This is a genomic window from Mesorhizobium sp. M2A.F.Ca.ET.037.01.1.1, from assembly GCF_003998075.1.
Taxonomy (GTDB): domain Bacteria; phylum Pseudomonadota; class Alphaproteobacteria; order Rhizobiales; family Rhizobiaceae; genus Mesorhizobium.
In genome coordinates, this window is the sequence record NZ_RZSA01001696.1 from 1 (window position 1) to 595 (window position 595).

1 protein-coding gene is annotated in these 595 nt (G+C 65.0%); it reads left to right on the forward strand.

Annotated elements, in window-relative coordinates:
• The coding region (locus EOA27_RS39275; RefSeq protein WP_145970943.1) for a Crp/Fnr family transcriptional regulator at nucleotides 1–595 on the forward strand (595 nt) is incomplete at both ends.

The following is a 595-nucleotide window of genomic DNA, read 5'->3' on the forward strand; positions in this document are numbered from 1 at the left end:
GCAGGCGTCCCGGTACTCTGCGTTTCATGCGAGGCGCGGCACCGCGGCATATGCGGCGCGCTCAACGCCGGGCAGCTCGTCGATCTTGCCAAATCGACGAAACGGCACGAGGCCGAGGCCGGCAAGGAGTTGGTGGGCGATTCCAGGAGCGTCGAGCGTTTCTCGAACGTGCTTTCAGGCGTCGTGAAGCTGACCAAGACGCTTTCCGACGGCCGCCAGCAGATTGTCGGCCTGCAATTCGCTCCCGATTTCCTCGGCAGACCGTTCCAGAGCGAGAGCACGCTCAGCGCCGAGGCGGCGACAGACGTCGAACTATGCTCGTTCCCGCGCCAGGCGCTGGAGCGCATGATAAAGGAGCAGCCCAACCTTGAGCATCGCCTGCTCGAACAGAAGCTGCGCGAGCTTGACCAGGCGCGCGACTGGATGGTGGCGCTCGGCCGCAAGACGGCCTCCGAGAAGATATCGAGCTTCCTTCTGATGATCGCGCGCAACATCGACCCCGCCGCCGGGCCGGAGCGGCGCAGCGCCGCTTTCGATCTGCCGTTGTCGCGCGCGGAGATCGCGGATTTCCTGGGTCTCACCGTCGAGACGGTAA